Source organism: Propionivibrio sp. (assembly GCF_017995515.1).
Classification (GTDB): domain Bacteria; phylum Pseudomonadota; class Gammaproteobacteria; order Burkholderiales; family Rhodocyclaceae; genus Propionivibrio.
This window is the reverse complement of the sequence record NZ_JAGOIT010000015.1, coordinates 1-15,180: the sequence shown is the minus strand read 5'-3', so window position 1 is coordinate 15,180 and position 15,180 is coordinate 1. Positions and strand designations below refer to the sequence as shown.

Sequence of the window (15,180 nt, the reverse complement as noted above, 5' to 3'; positions counted from 1 at the left end):
ATCGGGTCAAATGAATACGCCACACACACAGCTTTCCAAGCGCCAGAGCACGCTGCTCTCGCTCGGCGCGGCCATCGTCGGCCTGGCGCTGCTCTTCGTCTTCGAGGGCACGTTCGACGTGTTTACGATGCAGATCTTCAAGCTCTGCGCGATCAACGTCATCCTCGCCCTGTCGCTCAACCTGATCAACGGCTTCACCGGCCTGTTCAGCCTCGGGCACGCCGGCTTCATGGCGGTCGGCGCCTACACCTGCGCCATCCTCACCATGTCGCCGGATCAGAAGGAAGCCAACTACGTCCTGCAGCCGATCGTTCCCTGGCTGGCGAACGTGCACATTCCGTTTGTCCCGGCGCTGCTGCTCGGTGGCGTCATCGCCGGCTTCATCGGCTGGCTGCTCGGCGTCATCGCGCTGCGTCTGCGTGACGATTACCTAGCCATCGCGACGCTTGGCTTCTCCGAGATCATCCGCGTCGTGCTCACCAACCTTCAGACGGTGACCAACGGTTCGCTCGGACTCAAGGGCCTGCCGCGCTTCACGACGATGTGGTGGGCGTGGGGTTCGGCGATTGTCGTCACGCTGTTCCTTGTACTGCTGATCAAGTCCAGCTATGGGCGAGCTTTCAAGGCGATTCGCGACAACGAGATCGCCGCTGAGTCGATGGGCGTCAACGTCTTCGGCATGAAGGTCCTGTCCTTCACCATCTCCAGCTTCCTTGCCGGGATCGCCGGCGGCCTGCTGGCGCACTACCTGACGACGATCGACCCGAAGCAGTTCATCTTCCTCAAGACCTTCGACATCCTGCTCATCGTCGTCCTCGGCGGCGTCGGGTCGATCACCGGTTCGGTGGTCGCCGCCATCGTCGTCACCGTCGCGATGGAGGCGCTGCGTTTCCTCGACGGGCCGCTCAATCTCGGCTTCATGGTGACCCACGGTGTTCCCGGCCTGCGCATGGTCTTCTTCTCGGCGCTCTTGATGGTCGTCGTCATCTACCGGCAGCAGGGGCTGATGGGCAAGTCGGAGTTCAACTGGAACTCGCTGTCCCGGATCGGTCTGCTGCCCAAACGCGCCTCCGCGCAAGGCAAGGGGGGCAAGTAATGACCTCGATTCTGAAAACGACCGACGTTAACAAGCAGTTCGGCGGCCTCGCGGCGGTGACCGCGCTCAACGTCGACGTCCAGTCCGGCGAGATCATCGGCCTGATCGGCCCGAACGGCGCCGGCAAGACGACCTCGTTCAACCTGATCACCGGGGTCTACAAGCCCACGAGCGGCAGGATCGAGTTCTGCGGCACGAACATCACCGGCATGAAGCCGCACGCGATCACCAAACTGGGCGTCGCGCGCACCTTCCAGAACATTCGCCTGTTCAAGGAAATGAGCGTGCTCGACAACATCCTCGTTGCCCAGCACATGCGCATGGGGACGAACCTGGTCGAAGCGACGCTGCGTCTGCCTTCCTACATGACCAAGGAGCGTCGCATCCACGAGCGCGCCCGCGCGCTGCTCGCCGAAGTCGGCCTCGCGCATCACGAGAACGCGCCGGCAGCAGCTTTGCCCTACGGCGCGCAACGCCGGCTGGAGATTGCGCGTGCGCTGGCGACCGATCCGAAGCTGCTCTTCCTAGACGAGCCGGCGGCGGGCATGAATCCGCAGGAATCGGTCGAGTTGATGGAATTCATCCTGAAGATCCGCGACCAGTTCGACCTGACCATCGTGCTCATCGAGCACCACATGCAGGTCGTCATGGGCGTCTGCAAACGCATGTACGTGCTCGACTACGGCGTCACCATCGCGCACGGGACGCCCGAGGAAATCCAGAACAATCCCAAGGTCATCGAAGCCTATCTGGGGGTGGAATAAATGCTGTCTATCAATAATCTCTCGGTCCACTACGGCGGCATCCGTGCGCTGCGCGGCATCAGTCTCGACGTCCCGGCCGGCAAGATCGTCACGCTGATCGGCGCCAACGGCGCGGGCAAGAGCACGACGCTCAACTCGATCATGGGGCTGGTCAAGATCGGTGGCGGCACGGTCAGCTGGAACGGCAAGGACATCACCGGCGAAAAGACCAAGGACATCGTCGAATCGGGCATCGTCCTCGTGCCGGAAGGCCGCCGCGTCTTCCCCAACCTGACGGTCGACGAAAACCTGACGCTCGGCGCCTACGCGCGCCACAACCGCGAGGAGGTCGAAGCCGACCGCGAGCGGATATTCAAACTGTTCCCCATCCTCGAAGCGCGGCACAAACAGAAGGCCGGCACTTTCTCGGGCGGCGAGCAGCAGATGCTGGCCGTCGGCCGCGCGCTGATGTCGAAGCCCAAGGTGTTGATGATGGACGAGCCGTCGCTCGGCCTCGCGCCGATCATCGTCGGCATGATCTTCGACATCATCCGGCAGATCAACGCCGCCGGCGTCACGGTGCTGTTGGTCGAACAGAACGCCAAGGCGGCGCTTGATGTCGCCGATACCGGCTACGTCATGGAGACCGGCGCGATCAGCTTCTCCGGCCACGGCAAGGATCTGCTCGCCGACGACCGGGTGCGCAAGGCCTACCTCGGCGAGGCGTGATCCCCGGAGTCAGCGCGATTCCTTGATCACGCGCCCGTTGGTTGGCTGGATCGGGCGGGCGTTGTTCTTGTAGACGGTGGCGAAACTCGCCAGCTGCTCCTTCGATACCTGGATCGGCGTCTTCATCACCAGCCAGAGGACGCCTTCGGAGCACGGCGGCGTCGTCAGCGAGCCGAGGAAGGTGTAGTAGCCCGGCTTCGGCGGGATGAGCTGCGTCGGGTCGATCTTCACGTCGTCGCGCACGACCGGCTTTTCCTGTTCCAGCGGCAGGTGCGTCCACAGTGTGCGGATCAGCTTCTGCTCCTTGCCCGCTTCCATCAGCACGCCGATGACGGCGAGCTTGCCGCCCTTAGCCTGATGCACCAGATGGACGACCATGTCGTAGGCCTTGCCGTTGATCTTCTCCTCGCTCGGCTTGTGGAAGTGGAACTGCACGAGCTCGTAGCTCTCGCCGTCGACCGTGATGCCGCCGGCGTCCGGCGTGTCGACCTTGATGCTGTGTCCGTTATCGACAATCGATAGCGGGATTGGCTTGTAGGCGAACTGGATCGGCGGCAGGTCGGCCTTGACCGTGCGTCGGATGTCGATTGGCGATTGCCGCTGCCCGATACCGCAGGTCGCGAACTCGTTGTCCAGGCTGCCCCACTTGTCGGCGCCGTTCGCGCCGCTGTAGCTCCAGTGCGGCGTGACGTGCGGTGGCGGCGGCTCTTCCTTGCCTTTCTTGCCCTTGGCCGGTTTCCTGGCCGGCGTTTCGACCGCTGGCGTGGTGGCTGCGGCCGCCGCCGCGACCGGGGCTTCGGCCGTGGCCGCCGGGGTGGGGGGCGCCTCGGCGGGCTTCGCGGCTTCCGTCTTCGCCTCCGGATTTTTCGCTTGCCGGCAGGCGTAGTTGAAGACGATCTCCATCGCCGAGTCGGGCAGCACCGGCTGCGCCTCGGCGCCATCGAAGGTCTCGGCTTTCAGCTCGCTGCCGTCCGGTGCCGTATGGATCTGCCGGAGCGGCGTTGTCGTGCGCTTCTCACAGTTGAATTCGGTCATCAGGGTGCGGCGGATGAAGGTGAAGGCGCCTGAATCGGGCACCTTCGGCGCCGGCTGGACCTCGCGATGCCACAGCTTCAGCTTCCCGTCTTCGCTTTTGACGACGCTTGCGCTGTCGACTTCGAGCCGCACCTTGTCCTTGGTCGCGATGCGCGACCACTGGGCGGCGTACGCGCCGGTGGATAGGAACAGCGAGAGTGAAAACACGACGGGCAGTAAGCGGCGCATGGCGGATCCGGGTCTTGGAGTCTGGGACGCCCAGGGCGGGCGTCGGGAATGCGAGGACGCGTCGATTATACGGACCCCCCTGTCCGGCATGGCCGCCCGCGTGCGCCGGAATGCCGCTAAAATCCAGCCATTGCCGTTTTGCATCCATTCCGGGGGATTTTATGTCGTTGTTTTTGAATGAATCGGTCGTCGCTCAATTGCTGACCATGGATCTGGCGCTCGACGCCGTCGAGGAAGCGCATCGCGAACTGTCGTTCGGCAAGGCCATCGACATCCCGCGCCAGCGCACGCGTCTGCCGCAGACGGCGTTGCACATCCTGCAGGGCGCGCTGCCGGGGCGCGACGCGATCGGCTACAAGGCCTACACGAGCAACCGCTCCGGCGTGCGCTTCCTCGTGCATGTGTTCAGCGCGGCGGCCGGCACGCTGCGCGTCGTGCTCGAAGCCGACCTGCTCGGCATGATGCGCACCGGCGCCGCGTCCGGCGTCGCTACGCGCTGGCTGGCGCGGCCCGATTCCGAGATTCTCGGCGTCTTCGGCGCCGGCTGGCAGGCCGAGGGGCACATCGAGGCGATCGCCGCCGTGCGTCCGCTGCGCCGCGTCAAGGTCTGCGCGCGCAACCCGGAGAAGCTCGCGGCGTTCTGTACGAAGATGAGCGAGCGCCTGCGGATCGATGTGGTGCCGACCGCCTCGCCGGAGGAGACCGTGCGCGGCAGCGACATCGTCAGCACCGTCACCACGGCGACGACGCCGCTCTTCGACGCTGGGTGGCTGTCGCCGGGCACGCACATCAACGGTGCCGGCTCGAACTCGGTGATCCGGCGCGAGATCGGCGAGGATGTCCTGAAGCTGTGCCGTCCGATCGTCGTCGATAGTGTCGAGACGGCATTGAAGGAGGCCGGCGACCTGCTGCCGCTCCTCGAAAAGGGCCGTCTGAGCGAGCGCCAGATGGTTGAACTGGGCGACGTCATCATCGGCCGCCATCCCGGCCGTACCTCGCCCGAGCAGATCACGATCTTCGAATCGCAAGGCATGGCGATCCAGGACATCGCCGTCGCCGTGCGTCTCGAAGCAATGGCGCGCGAACAAGGTCTGGGCGTCGAGCTGCCTTACGGCGGCTGATCGGGAGATGCCGAGCGACGCCGGTATGAGGCGTCGAAAGCGAGGTGGGCATGCACGAAATGGTGTTCTGGAACGCTGGCTGGCTTCCGGTGCTGCTGGTCAGTGGCGTGGCGTTCGTTGTCGGCGTCGTGCTGCTCGCTCGCCTTGTACTGCAGAACAAGCGCCGCGAGGCTCCTGTGGCGCGCGAAAGATCAACCGTCGCCCAAACGGCTGCGCCGCGTCGAACCGTGGTTGATGAGAACATCGATCAGCCACCCGACCCGCTGCCGGCGCAGATCGGTCACTACCGTATCGAGAAGAAGCTCGGCCGCGGCGCCATGGGCGAAGTCTATCTCGGGCGCGATGGTGAAACCGGAATCCCCGCGGCGATCAAGACGCTGGCGCTGAGCCAGGCCTTCGCGCCCGATGAACTCGCCGACGTGCGTGCACGCTTCTTCCGCGAGGCCGAGACGGCCGGCCGTCTGCAGCATCCGGATATCGTGGCGATCCTCGACGCGGGCGAAGACGGCGAGCTCGCCTTCATCGCCATGGAGTTCGTGGCAGGCAGCAATCTGCGACCATTTACACGTCCCGACAGCCTGTTGTCTTTTGCCGAAGTCGCCAGCATCGGCGCACGCATCGCCGAAGCGCTCGCCTGCGCCCATGCCAACAACGTCGTGCATCGCGACGTGAAACCGGGCAACGTGATGTACGACCCCGCAACGCGTCAGCTCCGGGTCATGGACTTCGGTGTCGCGCGCCTTACCGACTCGTCGCATACCAAGACCGGCATGGTGCTCGGCACGCCGAGCTACATGTCGCCCGAGCAGTTGCTGGGCAAGAAGGTGGACGGCCGCAGTGATCTGTATTCGCTGGGTGTGATGCTCTTTCAGTTGACGTGCGGACAGCTGCCATTTGTCGGACAATCGCTGGGGCAATTGATGTCCCGGATCGCCAACGAAGCCTGCCCCGACGTGCGCGCGCTGAATCCGCAAGTGTCGGAGGCGCTGGCCGCGGTCATCGAGCGCGCGACGCGCAAGGATGCGGCGCAGCGTTTCCAGTCGGCTGACGAGATGGCGCGGGCGCTGCGCGCGTGCTGCGCGACGGCGAGCGATGCCGGGTACGAGAAGTAATAGGGAGACGAGGTGGTCAACACGCAGAAGAACGTGAGCGAGTCACTCGAAATCGTGGTCAAGACCGACCCGGGGATGGTGCGCGGGCACAATGAGGACGCCGTGCTCGCCAATCCGAATCTCGGTCTCGCGATTCTGGCCGACGGCATGGGTGGCTACAACGCCGGCGAGGTGGCAAGCGGCATGGCGACTACCCTGCTGGCTTCCGAACTCGAATCCGCCTTCGCGGCGACGCCGCCGCACGCGATCGACCCGGCGAGCGGCAAGTCGTACGCACATGCCTACTTGCGCGACAAGATCGCGGTGACCAACCGGGCCATCCACCATGCCTCGGAAACCCAGGCGCAGTACGCCGGCATGGGCACGACGCTGGTCGCGGCGCTGTTTCACAGCGATCAGGTGACCGTCGCGCACATCGGCGATTCCAGGCTTTATCGTCTGCGCGGCGGGGAGCTGAGCGTGATCACGCGCGACCACTCGCTGCTGCAGGAGCAGATCGACAGCGGCCTGATCAGCGCCGACGAGGCGCGTTTCTCTCTCAACAAGAACCTGGTGACGCGCGCCATCGGCGTCGATCCGGAGGTCGACGCCGAGATCCACGACTACGCGGTGCTCCCCGGCGACATCTATCTCCTGTGTTCGGACGGCCTCAACGACATGGTCGAGGACGACGAAATCCGGCTGACCTTGCAGATGCTTGCGGCGAACCTGGACCTGGCAGCGACGCAGCTGATCCAGATGGCCAACGACAACGGCGGTCGTGATAATGTTTCCGTCATTCTGGTGAAGGTGTTGCGCGCATTCCCGGCCGGCCGGGACGGGTGGCCGAGCATGTTCGCCTGGTTCAAGGCGCGTTGACGCAGGTAAAAATCGAGAAGAAGCGAAAAGGATAGGCGATGGCAAAACTGATACTGAGCATGGACGGGCTGGTCCTCAAGGAGATCACGCTGGTCAAGGAGCGCATGTCGATCGGCCGCAAGCCGAACAACGACATCCAGATCGACAACCTGGCGATCAGCGGCGAGCACGCGGCGGTGGTGACCATCCTCAACGACTCGTTCCTTGAAGACCTCAACAGCACCAACGGTACGCTGGTCAATGGACAGCCGGTCAAGAAGCACTTCCTGAAAAACGGCGACGTCATCGAGATGGGCAAGTACAAGCTCAAGTACATCACCGAACAGGCCGCGCCGTCCGAACCGTCGGACTACGAGAAGACGATGGTGCTGCGCGCGAACAGCGAACAGCGGGGGCCGGATGCGGTCGAGTCCGCGATTCCGGTGGCTCCGCCCGCGCTACAACCCGCGCCCGCCCCCGCGCCAAAAATGGCCTCGCCCGCAGCCGTTCTCGCAGCCGCCTCAGCCAATGCCGCCGCCGCGCCACCGCCCGGAACCGGCGCGATCCAGATCCTCAACGGTGTCAACGCCGGCCGTGAGCTGCTCCTGACCAAGACCCTGACGACGCTGGGCAAACCGCACGTCCAGGTCGCGGTGATCGCCCGCCGGCCGCACGGCTACTTCATCACGCACGTCGAAGGCGCGCAGTTTCCGACGATCAACGGCAAGGCGATCGCCGCCCAGGCGCATCAGTTGAGCGATCACGACATCATCGAGATCGCCGGCGCCAAGATGGAATTCTTCCTCAAGGCCTAGGCGCGCCGGTAAGCATCGTCAGAACGGTTCGAGGCGTCAGGAGATCGCATGAAAGTTCGGGTTCTCGGCTGCAGTGGCGGCATCGGCGGGCACCATCTGCGCACCACGGCTATGCTTGTCGACCACGACATCCTGATCGACGCCGGCACCGGTGTCGGCGAGTTGTCGCTCGACGAACTGGTGCTCATCGATCACGTGTTCATCACGCACTCACACCTCGACCACATTGCCGCGCTGCCGCTCCTGATCGACACGGTGGGCGACCGGCGCGAGGGGCCGGTCATCGTTCATGCGACCGAGGCGACGCTCGAGATCCTTAAGAGCCACATTTTCAACTGGGCGATCTGGCCGGATTTCAGCGAGATTGCGATTCGCGCCGACGCGGTCATGCAGTACCGGGCGATCGAGGTCGGGCAAAAAACGCATCTCGGCGGCCGCACGATCGCCGCCGTCCCCGCCGTGCACACGGTGCCGGCCGTCGGCTACCACCTTGATTCCGGTGCCGGCAGTCTTGTCTTCACCGGCGATACGACGAGCAACGACGAACTCTGGCCGCTGCTCAACGCCATCGACAACCTGCGCTACCTGATCATCGAAACGGCCTTCTCGAACGAGGAGGCCGCGCTCGCGACGCTGTCCCGGCATCTCTGCCCGACGCTGTTGCACGCCGGGCTCACCAAGCTGGAACGCGACGCCGAGGTCTACATCACCCACCTCAAGTCCGGCCAGGTCGAGCGCATCATGCGCGAGATCAATGCGTGCGAGGCCCTCGGCGGCCGCTTCAAACCGCATATGCTGCAAAACAACCAGGTCTTCGAGTTCTAGCCGTTTGCGATGGAAGATCTGAACGACCTGTTGCCGCGTCTCGAACAGCTCAACCGGATCGGCGCCGCGCTTTCCGACGAGCGCGACATCGACCGCCTGCTCGAGAACATCCTGCTCGCCGCCAAGGCGATCACGCACGCCGACGGCGGAACGCTCTATCGCGTCAGCGAAGACCGGAAGTCCTTGCGCTTCGAAATCGTGCGCACCGATTCACTCGGTCTGGCACTGGGCGGCGCCAGTGGCGAACCCATGTCTGGCCGCTTCCAGGATCTGCCGCTGTATCGCGAGGATGGCATGCCCAACACGTCGCTGGTCGCCGCCTACTCGGTTCTCAAGGCGGAAACGGTAAATATCGCCGATGCCTACACGGCGGACGGCTTCGATTTTTCAGGGACGCGCAAGTTCGACGAAGTGACGGGCTACCGTTCGGGCTCGTTCCTGACCGTACCGATGAAGAATCACGAGAACGAGATCATCGGTGTCCTGCAACTCATCAACGCGATCGACCCGGACGGTGGCTCGGCGCGCGTCTTCTCCAGCGCCGACCAGCGCCTTGCCGAGTCGCTCGCCTCCCAGGCCGCGGTGGCGCTGACCAATCGCTTGCTGGTCAGTCAACTGGAGCAATTGTTCGAGTCGTTCATCAAGCTCATCAACCTGGCGATCGACGAGAAGTCGCCCTATACCGGCGGCCACTGCCAGCGCGTGCCGGCGTTGACGATGATGCTGGCCGAGGCGGTTGAACTCACCAGCGACGGGCCGCTGGCCGGCTTCGCCATGAGCGACAAGGATCGCTACGAACTCAAGATCGCCGGCCTGCTGCACGACTGCGGCAAGGTGACGACGCCTGTTCACGTCGTAGACAAGGCGACCAAGCTGCAGACGATCTTCGATCGCATCCAGCTCGTCGATACGCGTTTCGAAGTCGTTCGCCGGGATGCCGAACTCGCCATGCTGCGCGCCGTCGTGGCCGGGGCCGAACGCGAAGCGGCCGAGTTGCGCTGGCGGGAGCTGTGCGCGGCGATCGACAGTGATCGCGCCTTCCTGCACCACGTCAATATCGGTGTCGAAGCGATGAGCGATAGTGACCAGGAGCGTGTGCGGCGCATCGCCAAGGCTTATCGCTGGGTTGCCCCGGAGGGTGTCGAAGCCGATTTCCTCAGTGCCGACGAGGTCGAAAACCTCACCATCCGCACCGGCACGCTGACGCACGCCGAGCGCGAGACAATCAACCATCACATCGTGGCGACGAACAGGATGCTCGAATCGCTACCGTGGCCGAAACACCTCCGGCACGTGCCCGAATACGCCGGCGGCCATCATGAACGCATGGACGGCGCCGGCTACCCGAAAGGGCTGAAACGCGACGACATGTCGGTTCAGGCGCGCATCATGGGTATCGCCGACATCTTCGAGGCGCTGACCGCGCGCGACCGCCCCTACAAGCAGGGCATGAAGCTCTCGCAGGCCTTGCGTGTCCTCGAACGTTTCAGCCGCGACGGGCACATCGACCCCGACCTGTTCGACGTCTTCGTCAAGCAGCAGGTCTATCTGCAGTACGCCGGGCAGTATCTCGACCCGTCACAAATCGACCTGCCGAACTGCTGAACTGCTGAGCGCCGGGCGCTTACGGCCGGGGGGCGCTTTCACGGTAGAATCGTCCATCCTCCAGCTTTCTCATTCCTTCGGGTTATCGCCATGTTCGTCATTGCCCCCAGCATCCTTTCCGCCGACTTCACCCGGCTCGGCGCCGAAATCACCGATGTCATCGCCTCCGGCGCCGACTGGATCCACTTCGACGTGATGGACAACCACTACGTCCCGAACCTGACGGTCGGCCCGCTCGTCTGCGAGGCGATCCGCCCGCTGACCAAGGCGACGATCGACGTGCACCTGATGGTCAAGCCGGTCGACCGGATGATCCCCGACTTTGCCAAGGCGGGCGCTGACGTCATCACCTTCCACCCGGAAGCGTCGGATCACATCGATCGCAGCCTTTCGTTGATCCGCGAGAACCGCTGCCAGGCCGGTCTGGTGTTCAATCCGGCGACTTCGCTCGACTATCTCGATTACGTGATGGACAAGATCGATGTCATCCTCCTGATGAGCGTCAATCCGGGTTTTGGCGGGCAGAAGTTCATCCCGGCGACGATGGGCAAGCTGCGGCAGGCGCGTGCGCGCATCGACGCCTACGCGCGCGAGAGCGGGCGCAGGATTCGCCTGGAGGTCGACGGTGGCGTCAAGGTCGACAACATCGCCGAGATTGCCCGCGCCGGCGCCGATACCTTCGTCGCCGGCTCGGCGATCTACGGCGCCAGCCGGCCGGATGATGCGCATCGCTACGATTCGATCATCGGCGCCATGCGCGCCGAACTGGCCAAGGTTTGAGGAAGGGCGCGCCGTGAACGAAATGCTCGCCGTCCGTGCCGTCCTCTTCGATCTCGACGGCACACTGCTCGACACCATCCCCGACCTGCACGCCGCGGCCAGCGCCATGCTGCGCGACATGGGGAAACCGGCGCCGGAAGTCGACGCCATCCGCAGCTATGTCGGGCGAGGCATTCCCAACCTCGTCAAGCGTGCGCTGGCCGGGTCGCTGGAGGTCGACGACACGCAACCGCCGCCAGCCGAAGCGTTGGCCAGCTTCCGCCACCATTACGCGCGCGAGAACGGCCGCAACGTGCGCTGCTTCCCGGGCGTGATCGAGGGGCTGGGCGACCTCAAGGCCAAGGGCATTCCGATGGCTGTGATCACCAACAAGGCGCATGCATTCACGATCCCCTTGCTTGAAATGACGGGGCTGGCCGGCTATTTCGACGTGGTGGTCAGCGGCGATACGCTGCCCAAAATCAAGCCGGACCCGATGGCGCTCGTCTGGGCCTGCGGGCGGCTCAACGTCTCGCCGGCCGACGCCCTGTTCGTCGGCGACTCGGTCAATGATTTCCTCGCCGGCCGCGCCGCCGGTTGCCGCGTCTTCCTGCTGCCGTATGGGTACAACGAAGGCCGCGATGTGCAGGAACTCGATTGCGATGCTATAGTCCCCACCGTCCTGTCCGCAGCACAGCGCATCCGGAAACTCGAAGCCGCATGAAGCACACTCCCGACAATCTGCATCTTGAGCCCGCATTCTGGGCGGAGGCGTGGCCCTGGCGTCCCTGCCAGTAACCCCCGCGTAGTGTTCCGGCACGCCTGTCGATCCTGCAGGTGCCGCATCTCCTGTTGCAGTAATTGTTTGTGGAGTCGTTCATGACCGAATCGTATTTCAATCGGCTCGCCGCCGAAGGTTACAACCGCATCCCCGTCACGCTCGAGACCTTCGCCGATCTCGATACCCCGCTCTCGATCTACCTCAAGCTCGCCAACGGTCCCTATACCTACCTGCTCGAATCGGTGCAGGGCGGCGAGCGTTTCGGTCGATACTCGATCATCGGCCTCGCCAGCCCGACGCGCATCGTCGTCAATGCGCATCAGGTGCTGGTGCTCACCGGCAATCGCATCTCGGAGCGCGAGGATGACACCAACCCGCTGGAGTTCATCGGCAAGTTCATGAAGCGCTTCCGCGCCGCGCCGTCGACCGGCCTGCCGCGTTTCTGCGGCGGTCTCGTCGGCTGCTTCGGCTACGACACCGTGCGCTACGTCGAAACCAGGCTGACCAGGACGTGCAAGGAAAACAAGGGCGCCGACGACATCGGTACGCCCGACGTCGTGCTCCTGCTCTCGGAAGAAATCGCCGTCGTCGATAACCTCACCGGCAAGCTGACGCTCGTCGTCTACGCCGAGCCGGGCGTGCCGGGCGCTTACCAGAAGGCGCAAGTCCGCTTGAAGGAGCTGCTCGCCAAGCTGCGCGAGCCGGCCAATATCCCGACCGAAACGCCGCGCCCGTCGCAACCCGCCGTGTCGATGTTCGGCGAGGCGCACTTCAAGCAGGCGGTTCTCAAGGCCAAGCACTACATCACCGAAGGCGACCTGATGCAGGTCGTCCTCTCGCAGCGCATGAGCAAGCCGTTCGCCGCCAGCCCGCTGGCGCTCTACCGCTCGCTGCGTTCGCTCAACCCGTCGCCGTACATGTTTTACTTCAATCTCGAAGACTTCTACGTCGTCGGCGCCTCGCCCGAAATTCTCGTGCGCCTTGAAGGCGATACGGTGACCGTGCGGCCGATCGCCGGCACGCGCAAGCGCGGGACGTCGTTCGAAGAAGATCAGGCGCTGGCCGCCGAGCTGCTGGCCGACGAGAAAGAACGCGCCGAGCACGTGCAGCTGCTCGACCTCGGCCGCAATGATGCCGGCCGCGTCGCCAAGGTCGGCTCGGTGAAGCTGACCGAGAACATGACCATCGAGCGCTACTCGCACGTGATGCACATCGTCTCCAACGTCGAAGGCAAGCTGCAACCCGGCCTCAACGCGCTCGACGTGCTGAAGGCGACCTTTCCGGCCGGCACTGTTTCCGGAGCACCGAAGGTCAGGGCGATGGAAATCATCGACGAACTCGAACCAACCAAGCGCGGCATCTACGCCGGTGCCGTCGGCTATCTCGGTTTCCACGGCGACATGGACCTCGCCATCGCCATCCGCACCGCCGTCGTCAAGGACGGCAAGCTGCATGTGCAGGCCGGCGCCGGCATCGTCGCCGACTCCGATCCATCGTCCGAGTGGCAGGAAACCCAGAACAAGGCGCGTGCCGTCCTGCGCGCGGCGGAATTGGCTGAGCAGGGGCTGGATACGCGGCTGGATTGATTCAGGAAACCGCTTTCAACGCAGAGTGCGCAGAGGCGCAGAGAACGCAGAGATGGACGACAGCAATCTTTCGGGCGAGGTGATCGGTGCAGCGATTGAGGTGCATCGTCTGTTGGGACCGGGCCTGTTGGAGTCGGCTTACGAACTCGCTCTTGCGCGCGAGTTGGCTTTGCGCGGTGTTCGCGTCGAGCGACAGAAGGCAGTCCCGCTGGAATACAAAGGCACTGCGTTGGGCGACGGTTTTCGTATCGACTTGCTGGTACAGGAACAAGTCATTGTTGAAATAAAAGCAGTTGAACGTATTCAAGCGATACATGAAGCGCAACTCCTCACCTACCTAAGGTTGGCTGACAAACGTCTCGGCTTGCTCATTAATTTCAACGAAAAAACAATCAAGGAGGGTGTGAAGCGCGTAGTGAAGCCTCGTTTTTGTTAGCTCAGCTAGCTCGAAGTACGTCATCGTTGATGTAAAGGCAGACAACCTGTTTGAGTACAGCTTCCTTGCTGGCTTCCAGTACGCATTCCAGACGCCGCAGCAGGGCGAACGGCAAAATAATGCGACCGTACTGGCTCTGCCTGAAATCACCCCGCAGTAGATCAGCGAGGGACCAGATATCAGCGGCGAGATTGTTTGTTTCTTGTGTCATGTCTGAGTGGCAATGCGCGTATTTTTATTGGTTGGGCAAACGGTTTGGGGCTAACTGGCGGTCCAGAGATGCTGAAAGTCGAACGACAACTGTTTGTGATGCCGAATCGAGAGCAGATGAATCACTGACCCAACGCGTGCGTAAAGCATCAGGTAGTGCTCAAGAACGTATTCACGCACTTCAGCATTTTCGCCGATTGCAGACAATTTGCCTTGAATAATGTCAATGCCATTACTGGTCTCAACCGAGCGGATAGGGCGGCTGAGGAATGAGCGGCCCATAGCTGGAAAGCGTTCGAGGTTGGGAATGACGGTTTCCGTCAGCTCATCAAGCAGCGCATCAAAGGCCTGTGGTGCCTCTGCTTCGGTAAGGAATGCCTCGATCTCGTCGAGGTTCCGTTCAAAGTTTGAAGTGAGCTTGACGGTAGTCTTTAGGGATTCCTGGCTCGCCACGATCAGGCTGCGCTCTTACGGCGATGCTTGATGGCTTGCACGGTGCCGCGTGCGTCGCTAGTACGTCCAGCCGCAATATCGTCAAGTCCCTTGCTTGCCTCACTGATGAGCAACAGGTGGATACGCTCACGCTCTAACTGGTGGTAGTAGTCCAGCCGGTCAGAGTCAATCAGCGCAACGTAGCTTTCACCATTCTTGGTGATGATCTTCTCGGCACCTGCTTTGACCTGATCTGCCAAGTCGGAAAGTTTGGCACGTGCTTGTGAAAAGGGGATGACGTCACTGGCAAAAATGGACATGTGGGTCTCACTGACTGATGTTGCAAAATGTTGTACACAATACCGATCAATCGTTGGCGGTGGTAGTGGCAGGAAAACGATGCATTGCCTATCGAACTGAGGGGCTAGGTTGTGGGCATTGAGTTTGGTGTGAGAGCAGGACAAAACCGGAGGATAGTTTTCAGTAGTCGACGATTACGTTAAGTCTTGATAGCGAGCTAGTATTTCAGTGTTGGCTTCGGCTTGGTTTGAGTCGGCGCAGATATAGAGGACAATAGAGGTTTTAGTGCATTCGGTTCCAGAACGTAAGCGCAGGGGTATCAAAAGAAATAGCGGGTATCCAAGCGGGTATTGCAGCTTGTTCTCTGGGTCAGTTGCTATATAGAACAATAGGATAAACGCAGTATGCTGCTGATGATCGACAACTACGACTCCTTCACCTACAACATCGTCCAGTACTTCGGCGAGCTGGGGCAGGAGGTCAAGGTGTTCCGCAACGACGCGATCACGCTGGGCGAGATCGCACGACTG

17 protein-coding genes and 1 pseudogene are annotated in these 15,180 nt (G+C 62.7%); 14 read left to right on the top strand and 4 right to left on the bottom strand.

Features of this window, described 5'->3' with window-relative positions; all coding sequences use genetic code 11:
• Positions 1-10: 10 nt before the first annotated feature.
• The 3 genes from KBA32_RS04065 to KBA32_RS04055 are packed head-to-tail and all read left to right on the top strand — an operon-like array spanning position 11 to position 2,568.
• Positions 11-1,096 carry a branched-chain amino acid ABC transporter permease gene (locus KBA32_RS04065; protein ID WP_294355677.1) on the top strand — a complete coding sequence of 362 codons (1,086 nt, stop codon included), beginning with the start codon at positions 11-13 and terminating at the stop codon, positions 1,094-1,096.
• Positions 1,096-1,860 (top strand): ABC transporter ATP-binding protein, encoded by a 765-nt coding sequence (locus tag KBA32_RS04060; protein ID WP_294355674.1) that lies wholly within the window; start codon positions 1,096-1,098, stop codon positions 1,858-1,860. The genes KBA32_RS04065 and KBA32_RS04060 overlap by 1 nt, the downstream gene beginning before the upstream one ends.
• Positions 1,861-2,568: an ABC transporter ATP-binding protein gene (locus tag KBA32_RS04055; RefSeq protein WP_294355671.1), complete on the top strand. Its 708-nt coding sequence runs from the start codon at positions 1,861-1,863 to the stop codon at positions 2,566-2,568.
• A 9-nt stretch (positions 2,569-2,577) separates the two neighbouring features.
• Here KBA32_RS04055 and KBA32_RS04050 read toward each other — a convergent pair whose 3' ends face one another.
• Positions 2,578-3,831: a carbonic anhydrase gene (locus tag KBA32_RS04050; protein ID WP_294355669.1), complete on the bottom strand. Its 1,254-nt coding sequence runs from the start codon at positions 3,829-3,831 to the stop codon at positions 2,578-2,580.
• Between the two features lie 161 nt (positions 3,832-3,992).
• Here KBA32_RS04050 and KBA32_RS04045 point away from each other — a divergent pair, with 161 nt between their 5' ends.
• The 10 genes from KBA32_RS04045 to KBA32_RS04000 all read left to right on the top strand — a co-directional run bounded on the left by KBA32_RS04045 (position 3,993) and on the right by KBA32_RS04000 (position 13,708).
• Complete coding sequence (locus tag KBA32_RS04045; RefSeq protein ID WP_294355664.1) at positions 3,993-4,952, top strand: ornithine cyclodeaminase family protein; 960 nt, start codon at positions 3,993-3,995, stop codon at positions 4,950-4,952.
• Positions 4,953-5,002: 50 nt separating this feature from the next.
• On the top strand, positions 5,003-6,064 hold the full coding sequence (locus KBA32_RS04040) for a serine/threonine-protein kinase (RefSeq protein ID WP_294355662.1): 1,062 nt from the start codon (positions 5,003-5,005) through the stop codon (positions 6,062-6,064).
• A 33-nt stretch (positions 6,065-6,097) separates the two neighbouring features.
• A complete protein-coding gene (locus tag KBA32_RS04035) occupies positions 6,098-6,922 on the top strand; it encodes a Stp1/IreP family PP2C-type Ser/Thr phosphatase (protein ID WP_294355658.1) in 825 nt (274 codons plus the stop codon).
• Positions 6,923-6,960: 38 nt separating this feature from the next.
• Complete coding sequence (locus KBA32_RS04030) at positions 6,961-7,716, top strand: FHA domain-containing protein (protein ID WP_294355652.1); 756 nt, start codon at positions 6,961-6,963, stop codon at positions 7,714-7,716.
• A gap of 48 nt (positions 7,717-7,764) precedes the next feature.
• Positions 7,765-8,541, top strand: a complete 777-nt coding sequence (locus KBA32_RS04025) for a 3',5'-cyclic-nucleotide phosphodiesterase (RefSeq protein ID WP_294355650.1) — start codon at positions 7,765-7,767, stop codon at positions 8,539-8,541.
• A gap of 9 nt (positions 8,542-8,550) precedes the next feature.
• Positions 8,551-10,146, top strand: a complete 1,596-nt coding sequence (locus tag KBA32_RS04020; protein ID WP_294355646.1) for an HD family phosphohydrolase — start codon at positions 8,551-8,553, stop codon at positions 10,144-10,146.
• A 90-nt stretch (positions 10,147-10,236) separates the two neighbouring features.
• On the top strand, positions 10,237-10,926 hold the full coding sequence (gene rpe, locus KBA32_RS04015) for a ribulose-phosphate 3-epimerase (protein WP_294355643.1): 690 nt from the start codon (positions 10,237-10,239) through the stop codon (positions 10,924-10,926).
• Positions 10,927-10,948: 22 nt separating this feature from the next.
• Positions 10,949-11,629, top strand: coding sequence for a phosphoglycolate phosphatase (locus KBA32_RS04010; RefSeq protein ID WP_294355749.1), 681 nt, complete (start codon positions 10,949-10,951; stop codon positions 11,627-11,629).
• 155 nt (positions 11,630-11,784) lie between these two features.
• Complete coding sequence (gene trpE, locus KBA32_RS04005; protein ID WP_294355640.1) at positions 11,785-13,272, top strand: anthranilate synthase component I; 1,488 nt, start codon at positions 11,785-11,787, stop codon at positions 13,270-13,272.
• A 52-nt stretch (positions 13,273-13,324) separates the two neighbouring features.
• On the top strand, positions 13,325-13,708 hold the full coding sequence (locus KBA32_RS04000) for a GxxExxY protein (protein ID WP_294355637.1): 384 nt from the start codon (positions 13,325-13,327) through the stop codon (positions 13,706-13,708).
• A 1-nt stretch (position 13,709) separates the two neighbouring features.
• Here KBA32_RS04000 and KBA32_RS03995 read toward each other — a convergent pair whose 3' ends face one another.
• The 3 genes from KBA32_RS03995 to KBA32_RS03985 are packed head-to-tail and all read right to left on the bottom strand — an operon-like array spanning position 13,710 to position 14,670.
• Entirely contained in the window at positions 13,710-13,919 is a 210-nt protein-coding gene (locus tag KBA32_RS03995; protein WP_294355635.1) for a type I restriction-modification system subunit M N-terminal domain-containing protein, read from the bottom strand.
• Positions 13,920-13,969: 50 nt separating this feature from the next.
• Positions 13,970-14,371, bottom strand: coding sequence for a type II toxin-antitoxin system RelE/ParE family toxin (locus KBA32_RS03990; protein ID WP_294355632.1), 402 nt, complete (start codon positions 14,369-14,371; stop codon positions 13,970-13,972).
• 2 nt (positions 14,372-14,373) lie between these two features.
• Positions 14,374-14,670, bottom strand: a complete 297-nt coding sequence (locus KBA32_RS03985; RefSeq protein ID WP_294355630.1) for a type II toxin-antitoxin system Phd/YefM family antitoxin — start codon at positions 14,668-14,670, stop codon at positions 14,374-14,376.
• A gap of 384 nt (positions 14,671-15,054) precedes the next feature.
• Between KBA32_RS03985 and KBA32_RS03980 the strand changes: the two are divergent.
• A pseudogene (locus KBA32_RS03980) lies at positions 15,055-15,180 on the top strand (anthranilate/aminodeoxychorismate synthase component II); the annotation flags it as partial.